Source organism: Variovorax sp. IB41 (assembly GCF_016405905.1).
Taxonomy (GTDB): domain Bacteria; phylum Pseudomonadota; class Gammaproteobacteria; order Burkholderiales; family Burkholderiaceae_C; genus Variovorax.
Genome location: NZ_JAEFCB010000010.1, coordinates 250,019 through 258,874 on the forward strand (window position 1 = coordinate 250,019; position 8,856 = coordinate 258,874).

At 69.6% G+C, this 8,856-nt stretch carries 5 protein-coding genes; all 5 read right to left on the reverse strand.

Features of this window, described 5'->3' with window-relative positions; genetic code table 11:
* Positions 1-20: 20 nt before the first annotated feature.
* From JC881_RS19605 to JC881_RS19625, 5 genes are read right to left on the reverse strand one after another with little or no spacing between them, the layout of a single operon-like run.
* A complete protein-coding gene (locus tag JC881_RS19605) occupies positions 21-2,750 on the reverse strand; it encodes a hypothetical protein (protein WP_198787372.1) in 2,730 nt (909 codons plus the stop codon).
* A 3-nt stretch (positions 2,751-2,753) separates the two neighbouring features.
* Positions 2,754-5,876 carry a baseplate J/gp47 family protein gene (locus tag JC881_RS19610; RefSeq protein WP_198787373.1) on the reverse strand — a complete coding sequence of 1,041 codons (3,123 nt, stop codon included), beginning with the start codon at positions 5,874-5,876 and terminating at the stop codon, positions 2,754-2,756.
* A 1-nt stretch (position 5,877) separates the two neighbouring features.
* Positions 5,878-6,309, reverse strand: coding sequence for a GPW/gp25 family protein (locus JC881_RS19615; RefSeq protein WP_198787374.1), 432 nt, complete (start codon positions 6,307-6,309; stop codon positions 5,878-5,880).
* A gap of 4 nt (positions 6,310-6,313) precedes the next feature.
* Positions 6,314-8,044: a type VI secretion system tip protein VgrG gene (vgrG, locus tag JC881_RS19620; protein WP_198787375.1), complete on the reverse strand. Its 1,731-nt coding sequence runs from the start codon at positions 8,042-8,044 to the stop codon at positions 6,314-6,316.
* 19 nt (positions 8,045-8,063) lie between these two features.
* Positions 8,064-8,732 carry a CIS tube protein gene (locus tag JC881_RS19625; RefSeq protein WP_198787376.1) on the reverse strand — a complete coding sequence of 223 codons (669 nt, stop codon included), beginning with the start codon at positions 8,730-8,732 and terminating at the stop codon, positions 8,064-8,066.
* Positions 8,733-8,856 lie beyond the last annotated feature (124 nt).

Sequence of the window (8,856 nt, forward strand, 5' to 3'; positions counted from 1 at the left end):
GTGTTCGCGTGGCGTTCGCTTCAGTTGCCGCCCGACGGCTGGGTGCCGATCGAGGTGCGGCCCAGGATGAAGGGCGGCTTGGTCTCGTCGCTCGTGCAGTCGAAGAGCGCCCGGCTGGGATAGATGTTCTTGGCGCGCTGCAGCACGTCGATGAGCGCATCGAGCCGCGCCTGGCGCGTGGCCTCGGTGGTGCTGCCGAAGCCCGCATGCACCATCAGCCAGTTGCGCCACGCGCCCTCGAACTCGGCCATGTCGTTGCTGCCCACCCAGCACACCGTGGGCAGGATGTGCGCGGGCATCTCGGCGCGGATCACCTCCTCGGCGAAGCGGCGGAAGCCCTCGTTCTGGAAGCGCCCCGCATAGGCCGGCAGCAGCACGTGCACGCGGTACGAATACGGATCGAGCTCGCTGCAGTCGCCGCAGCCCGCGTCGGTGCAGATGTCGAACATCCGGTCGGTCGCGGCGCGCGGGCGCAGCAGGATGTGCTCCACGAGGTACATGCCCTCGCCGCCGTAGTGGCCCGCGAGGTACGTGATGAGGTCGGCAATGGCGGTTTCCATCGCCGCGGCGCTGTCGAAATACTGGATGCGCCGCGCGATCACTTCGCCCGCCGCATCGACGATGTTGAAGTAGGGCTTGGGCTCCGCGCCCGCGGTCATCGCCCGCTGGTAGCTGCCGGGCAACTGGGCGCGCTCGATCGCGAGGATCATCGCCGCGCGCGCGGCCTCGGGCGTCGGGTAGCGCGTGCTCGACGAGAGCAGGATCGCGTTCGTCACCGCATGCCGCACGCGAAAGCGGAACTCGTTGATGCTGTCGGGCACCGCGTCGATCTCGTTGTAGGTGTCGTAGCTCTGCAGGCCGAGGTTGCGGCGCGTGAAGTCGGCGATGCCCAGCAGGCGCGCGACGCGGCGCTCCAGGCCTGAGACGTTGGGCGTGTTCCACACGGCTTCGGCCGTGGCGGGGCGTTGTTCGAAAGCACCCGCGCGATCGCGCGAGAGTTCGGCCACTTCCTGCAGGAAGCGGCAGCGGTCGCCGATGAGGCGGTCGCTGTCGTAGCCGAAGGCCGAGGCCATGGCGCCGGCGTAGTCGGCGAAGTCCTCGGCCACGCGCGACAGCAGGTGATCGAGCAGCCGCTGCTGGCGCGACGCTGCCTCGGTGCTGGTCTCGATCGCGTCGGCCAGCATGCGCGGCGTGGCGCCAGCGGGGTAGAGGAGGGCGTCGTCGGCGATGCTTGTCACGATCTGCGCCGAGAGCGTGTGACGGTTGTTGCCCGCACCGCTGAAGCGCAGTGCCACGTCCTGCAGATCGGCCGGTGCCACCGAGAGTTGGCGGCGTGCATTCGTGAGCATCGAGAGCTGCCCGGCCATCGCATGGTCGAAGAACAGCAGCCAGCCTTGCAGCTGCAGCGCCTGCACGCGGCGTGCGTCGGTGGCCCGCAAGCCCAGGCCCTGTGGACCGATGCCGTAGACGGCCGGAAAGTCTTGCTGAAACGATGTCCATGCGTCGAGCACGCGGGCGCGTCCCGATGCGGGCAACGGCACCTCGGTGCCGGCCTGCTGCTCCACGCGCACGCGCGCCGCCTCGCGCAGTTCGGCAAGCCGTGCGGCCACGGACGCGGGCATGTCCGCGATGTTCCAGCCCTGTACCGCCAGCCCGCGCTTGGCGAAGACCAACCGGCCCTGGTTGAGTGACAGGCGCGGCAGGCGGCCCGCGCGCACCGGAATGCGCCAGGCGTTGGCGAGCGGCGCCGCATCGCCCTGCACATCGGTCGGATCGGCATCGGGCGCGTCCTCGTCGTTTTCGTCGGTGCGCACGAGCGGGTTCAGCAGCATGTTGCGCACCGAGCGGATGCCGGGCACGTCCATCGCCACGCCGATCAGGTCCGACAGGCGCAACTCCAAGGGCAGGGCGGTCGTCTGCAATTCGGTGTCGTCGATGAAGCCGTGTTCGAGCAGCGGGCCATCGAGGATCTCGGGCAGCGTGAGGCCGCGCGCGAGCAGCGTGGCGAGGTCGTGGTTGAGCACGGGCGGCGCGATCGCCTGGCCGACGTCGAACAGAAGGCGCGCGGCGGCCTCGACGGGATCGGCATCGCCTTCGAGGTCGATCTCGGCGCAGAGCGCGAAGTACTCGGCGCGCACGGCGCGCACCTCGATGAAGTCTTCGCAGAGGTTGCGCGATGTCTCCAGCGTATTGCGCACCGCCTCGAGCACAGCGGCGCGTTCGACCTGCGTGTTGACCGAGTCCATGAACTCGATGCGCACGCGATAGAGGCCGGCCAGCGGCACGGGCTCGAAGGCCGGATGCGCAGGCGGCGTGGTGCGCAGCTCGTGGCGGCGCAGGTCGGCATAGAGCAGCGAATCGGTCACCGCCTCGATCCACGCGTTCTTCACATCGGGCAGGTCGATCAGCAGCTTGCGCCAGTCGAGCTCGGTGAGCGCGCGGTTGGGCAGCACGGTGCGGGGCTGGTGCAGGCGCGCCATCGTCTGCGCGTTGCTTTCGCCCGGCGCGGTCAGCAGGTCCTCGATGGGCAGCGAGTGGCGGTACGAGAGCTCCGTGAGCGCATAGCAGGCCACCTCCAGCATCGTGATGCCGGGGTCGTGCGTGTTGTGGTCGGTCCAGAGACCGCGCGAGAGTCGGCGCACGGTGGCCAAGCCTTCGTTGAACAGCGCGCGGGGATCGAAGGCGGCGTCGGCCTCGGGCGCTGTGGAGATCGGCGGCAGCGCGGTGATGGTGTCGGGGGTGTCGAACATCGTTCAGAGCTCCACGATGCGGTGAGAGGGAGCGGAAACGAGGATCGCGTCGGGCGTGTCCGGCACGATCTCGTCGCGGTCGCGCGTGTCGCCTTCGAGCGTCAGGCGGAAGTCGGTGACGAAGTCCACCCACGGCAGCGCCTCGACGAAATCGAGCAGCTCCGAGCGCACCACGCGGCCGCCGAAACCCAGCTCGCTCGCGCTGTCGAAGGCCCAGGGCGAGAGCGCCTGCACGATGGCGCGGTCGATCTGCGGCCCGTAGAAGTTGAAGCCGAAGCCGGGCCGCAGCCGCACCTTGAAATCGAGCTGCACCGGCCGGTAGCCAGGGTTGCGCACATGCACGCGCGTTTGCGGACCACAGCGCGCCGCGAGGTGTTCGCGGATGCGCGCGAGCGTGTCGAGGTCGACGCGCGGCTGCAGCACGTTGCCGGTCGTCCGGTTGCGCAGATCGGGCACCACCACCATCGTCAGATGCCCGGCTGCGAGCCGCGAGCTGTCGCTCGCATGGGGGATGCACTTGGCGCGGTGCACCGAGGGAAAGGCCTGCAGCACCAGCCGCTCGCAGTCCCACCGGTTCACGGCACGGTTGCGGTGACGCAGCCGCTCGGCGGCGCGGCGCGAGAGCGAGGCGTCGTCTTCGCGCAGCGCACCGCCGAAGGAGGCGTAGGGCTGGGCGATGGTCTTCACCGCGGCCAGCGGCGTGCGCGCTTTCGCGATGCTGCCGGGCGGGAGCGCGCGTGCCAGGCGCGCGGGGTCATTGCCCTGGTCGGCGAACACCACCTCGACCGCGTTGGCATGCACGCCGACGATGTCGCAGGCAGCCTGCGGTGCGCCCGCCGTGGTGGCGCGCAGCCACACGGGGCCGGCGGGCAGGCGGGTGTTGGCGGTGGTGGTTTCGCGCGGCAGCACCAGCCCGACGAGGCCGCTCGCGCGCAGCCCGCGCGTGTCGTCCTGCACCAGCTCGCCGGTGCCGAGCGTTCGCCAGGCGTTGTCGGCGAGCACAGACCATTGCACGCCCGCCGCTTCGGCCAGCGGGTCGGCCGTGCCTTCGGCGACCTGGATCAACAGGCTCTGCGAATCGCCGGCTTGCGCGCCGTCGAGCGCGACGAGGAACTCGGCCGAAGCCGCATGCGCCGGCAGCAGTCCGATGCCGCCTTGCGGCGCCCACGGCCGGCGCGTGGTGAGCCACGCGTGTTCGCGCGCAAGGCCCAGCGCGTCGATCTGGAAGAACTGCACGTCCGTGTCGGTGAATGCGGCCTGCGACGGATCGGCGAGCCGGCTCTCGTCGCTCTCGGCGGTGTAGTCGAGCGTGATCTCCTGCACCTTCGGGGTGTAGGGCGGGTTCAGCACCTTGGGCGGAACGGACGTCGCGGCCGAGGTGGCATCGCGCATGAAGTCGCGGTGCAGCAGGTCGTCGACCAGCGAGACGGTGACAAAGCCCGCGCGCGGTGCCGTGGGCGTGGCAGCGGCCAGTGCAGAACTGGGCCCTCTGCCGAGGAGGCCGGTGATGGCGGTGATGTTGGTGATCGCGTTCATGCCGGTGAACCCGCCGATCGGGCTCGACATGAGCGACATCGACCGCGCCACCGGCTGTGCGAGCTGCATCGACACAGCCGCATGCGCGGCCATCGCGCTGCCGCCCTGAAGCAGCGACTGCATCTGCATCGCAGGCGCATAGGCCTGCACATGGCTGGCCGCGCCCGCGATCACGTCGAGCGTGGTGGGTGCCGGCGCGCGCGCGATCAGCGCCACGCTGGCCGCCTGGTGCTCGGTGCCCGACGCATCGCGCCAGCTGGTGGCCGCGCTCACGCCATTGCTCATCGTGCCGCGGCGCGCATAGCCTTCGTACCAGTCGTAGAGGTCGGCCGGCGCGCCTTGCCAGGCGAGGCGGATCTTCAGCGAGGTGACCGGCTTGGCCAGCGCCTCGGCGCAGCCCACATGAAAGCGCGAGCCGACGGTGGGCTGCGCGCCGAAGGGCAGGAAGGCCTTCTTCGGATCGAGCGGCGCGTCGTCGTTCTCCAGCGTGAGGGCGCGCATGTCCTGGACGTTGATCGTGACCTTCGCGCTGCGCACGCTCACGTCTTCGAGCGCGCCGTAGGCGAGTTCGGCGCCCGGCTTCAACAGGCACTGGATGACGGGCAGCGCAGCAGGGAACGCATGCAGGTGAACCGACGGATCGTGATCGACCACCGCGGGCTGCGCGGCCCCGACGGCCACTTCGAGCGTGAGCAGGTCACCGCTCAGGCTGCCGCTCATCGGCAGCGGGCCGATCCAGCCGGCAGGGCCCGTGAGGTGTGCGTCGAAGGCCGCAGCGAGCGTCGCGGCGTTCACGCCCGTGGGCAGCCCCGACAGCCGCAGCTTGAGCCGCACCGTGCGCGCGCCCTCGGCGAGCCGCAGCAGTGGAGAAGCGATCGCAAAGCCCACTGGCGCGGCCGGCAGTCCGACGCGGCCGAACGGCGGCCAATGCGGTGATTCGGGCGCAAGCGGCGCGCCGAGCCCATCGGCCGAGTTGGCCACGGGCGCGAACAGCAGCCGCTGCCCGCTGCGCACGATGCTCGCAAGGCCCGCCACGCGCGCGCGGCCCACCACCGTGGCGCGCACCGGTGCGAACAACTGCTCGATCTTGGTCGCATCCTTGCCGGCGGAGAAAAGTTGCGGCGCGGCGATCTCGACGGGCGCCGCGCCCTTCTTGAGCTCGAAGACCAGGTGCGCGCGGTCCGGCTGCGGCCCGCGTGGCGCAAAGCCCAGCACGCGCTGCATCTGGTAGTTCAGGTGCTGCGCGGTGAAGTCATTCAGCCGCGTCTGCGGCCGCGACAGCAACTGCAGGAACGCGACCAGCAGGCCGTGATGCGGCGGCAGCTTGCCATCGGTGCTTTGCACCAATGCTTCGAGCGCGGCGATATCGCCCGAGGGAAGGTAAGGCTGCCAATTGCCCGGCGTCTCCGACACCGGCCACTGCTCGTGATGCCGAATGAGCCCCGCCAACGCATGCAGCGATTGCAGCAGCTGCGCCGTGCTGCGGTCGTCGATGGGCGTGGAGGACGGCGCGAGGCGCGGATCGTTGCGCTCGGCTTGCGCCGTGCCGGGCGCGGCGGCGAAGGCATCGAGGAGATCTTGTGCGGCCATCTCAATTCCTCGCGGGCACCACGCGTTCGCGCAGTTCGTTCGCATCGCCCAGGTAGTACGGGAACACGAGGTTGAAGCGCGTGTTGGTGCTGCGCACCGTGTAGTCCAGTCGGATCTGCAGCACCCCCTCGAACGCGCGCGAATCGTCCACCGCCAGCGCGAGCACCCGGATGCGCGGCTCGTGGATCAGCAGCGTGGTGGTGATGCGGTCTTCGAGCAGCGTGCGCAGCGTGGTGCTCAGCGGCTCGAAGAGCAGCGGCGAAAGATCGAGCCCGAACTTCGGATTCAGCACGCGTTCGCCCGGCGCCGTGCCGAACAGGATGGCCAGGCTCTCCTGGATGTCCACCTCGTCCTCGACCATGCGCACCTGGCCGTTCGTGAACGAAGGCGGAAACCCGAAGCCGCGGCCGAGGAAGAGCGGTGTGTCGTCCATGGCCTTACCCCAGTTGCAGCGCGGAGCCCGCGACCTTGACCACGCCGATGCTCTTGACGTCGGTGCTGACGACGCTCTCGAACTTCATCTCGGTGTTCGCCTTCACCGAGAAGGCCTTCGCGCTCTCGATGGCGATGCCCGAAGCCGACAGCACGATCTTGTTGCCGTTGCTGTCGCTGATCGTGATGCCGCCGCTCTGGTCGTCCAGCACCAGTTTGTTCCCGGCGGGCGTGGCGAGCGTGAGCGATTTCTTCTCGTCGTCGAAGGCGAGCGTGATGCCGCTGCGGCTCGTGTAGCCCTTGACGGGGTTGTCGTTGCTCGGCGCGAGCGGCGCGGCCTTGGCGCTGCTGTGAAGCATGCCCAGCACCACGGGGTGGCGCGGGTCGTCGTCCAGGAAGCCGACAAGCACTTCGTCGCCGATCTCAGGGCGGAAGAACAGGCCGCGGTTGCTACCGGCATCCGCCGCGGCCACGCGCGCCCAGACGCCATCGTCGCCGCCGTTCACCAGCGGCATGCGCACCCGCACGCGGAACTCGCCCTGCGGGTCTTCGTTGTCGGTGACCACGCCCAGCTGCAGGCCCGCCGCGGGCGCGAGCAGGTCGGCGGTGCGCTGGCGCTGCAGGCGCTCGCGCAGCGCGGGGTCGGGCTCGGCGCTGCCGAACTGCAGGTGCGTTTTCCAGCCCCGTTGCGTATCGAACACCTGCCGCACGCCGGTGATGAGCACATCGCCGCTGAAGCGGTCGCCCACGCCGCCGAGCTTGACGGTATCGCCGGGCTGGACGGTCGCGATGCCGACGCACATCGCGCGGCCGCTCGCGAGATCGATGGCGGCGCGCTGCCGCACGGCGCTCGCGAGCGCCACGCCTTCGGGCGCGTCGAGCGTGGTGTGGGGCAGCAGCACGGTTTCCGAGCCCGCATCGGCGGCCAGTGCGTCCGCCTGGAAGTTGCCTGTGGACTTGAAGGAGGGCGCTTCGCCTTCCTGCTCCTCGACGGCCTGATCGGCCGCATTCCAGCTCACGGTCTTGACGGCCTGCGCCTGGATGCGTGCGTCGATGCCCGCATCGAATTCGAGCAGCGTCGCGCCGAACTGCAGTTGCACCGCCGAGGCGCCGATCTTCGGCTCGCTGACCGCGAGCTTGTCGCCGCGCGTGAAGACCATGCGCCCATTGGCCGCAGCGCGCGTGACGATGAAGTCCCAGTCGGTGCAGTCGTGTTGCACCAGCTGCTTGTGTGTGACGGTGGTGGCATCGACTTCCGCATCCACGCCGGCCGTGCCGAGCAGCGACTCGATGACATCGCCATCGGTCTGGTCGAAGAAGTTGGCGCTGCGGCGCACCTGCGCGAGCTTCATCGCCGCGTGGCGGCAATCGATGACCAGCATCGACGACGAGGCCTCGCGGATGCGCAGCCGCTGGCCGACGATCACGCCCTTGAACACCAGCGTCGGGTCGGCGCCGCTGCCGGCCAGGATCTCGATGGTGCCGCCCGGCTTCACCAGGTCGAGCTTGCTCAGCGGAAAGTCGCCCGAGCCCGCAGCGCCATCGACATACGCAAGCTGTGCGGACGTGATGCGGTTGGCCGCGGCCACCACGCTCACCGAGTGCAGCGCATGCTCGCGCGGCACCGCCTGGCCGTTCACCTTGACGGTGAACTCGCGGTGCTCGGCCTTGATGGGGAGCGTGCGCTCCGGGGGCTTGGCGGGCGCGGGAGGAGGAGGGGCGACGGCGTTGGGCATGGTGGTGTTCGTCCTTGGCCTACTTGCGCAGCGGCGGGAAGCGCACGCGCGTGCCGGCCGGCAGGTGCCGCACGCCGTCCAGGTTGTTGGCGCGCGCCACCCTCAGGTAGAGCGCGGGGTCGCCGTAGATCTGCGCGCACAGGGCGGCCAGCGTGTCGCCGGCGCGAAGCACGCGCACGTGGGTGAGGTCGGGTGACGAGTCCTGCGAGAGCGCCACGCGCGTCTGGTCTTCCACCGCATCGACAAAAGTGGCGGCGATGGTCGCGCGCAGCGGCGTGCCGTCGGCCTTGAAGAGCTTGTACGCAATCGATGCGCTCTTGAGCACGCAGCGCTTGACCTGGATCGTCCCCCACGCCACCAGGAGGTAGTTGGGCCGGTGGATGTCGCCGTTGTAGCCGGTGACGGTCTGGAATTTCTCGACCTGCTCCTGCACGTCGATCTTCACTCCGTTGGCGCCGGTGCCGTCGAGAAAGAAGTTCAGCGACATGTCGCCGGGCTTGACCTTCTTGAAGTCCATGCGGCTGCCGGTGGTGCCCGAGCCTTGCGCGGCGTCGTACTCCATCTCGTAGGCGAGCGTGATCTCGCTCGGGTTCACGTACGACTCGAAGGTGCCGATCTGGGTGCCGGTTGCGCAGTCGGGCGTGGTGAACGCCTGGACCAGCAGTTTTTCGAGATGTCCTGAGGGCATGTCAGTGGCTCCATCTCGGGGCGTTCGTGTTCGGGGCGCGTGTGTTCAGGGCGCGTGTGTTCAGGGCGTGTGCACAGGCCACCGGGTACTCCCCTCCGCGAATGTCCCCCGGCCTGCGGCCTCC